This is a genomic window from Halococcus morrhuae DSM 1307 (assembly GCF_000336695.1).
GTDB classification, from domain to species: domain Archaea; phylum Halobacteriota; class Halobacteria; order Halobacteriales; family Halococcaceae; genus Halococcus; species Halococcus morrhuae.
Map to the genome: position 1 here is coordinate 1 of NZ_AOMC01000164.1, position 230 is coordinate 230.

1 protein-coding gene is annotated in these 230 nt (G+C 51.3%); it reads left to right on the forward strand.

The window, feature by feature from the left end; all coding sequences use genetic code 11:
• A partial coding sequence (locus tag C448_RS16570) for a hypothetical protein (RefSeq protein ID WP_204365483.1) occupies positions 1 to 182 on the forward strand: 182 nt, incomplete at its 5' end.
• Positions 183 to 230: the final 48 nt, after the last annotated feature.

The window sequence follows — 230 nt, forward strand, 5'->3', positions numbered from 1 at the left end:
CGTCAGAAACGTGGGGGATGAAGATCGAACACGACACCACCTCCACGTTCCCCGGTAGGATGAAGCGGGTCGTACCGGGGTTCGATCCACAGATACCGTGTCAAAAAGAGTTCTGGCCGTCCATTGAAGATTCAAATTTGACAACAAAGAGTTACCATCAAGCGGGCGAATCTGACGGCTGAACTTCGGATATAGCTCATTCAGAAAACGTGGGGTGAGTGAGTGGTACC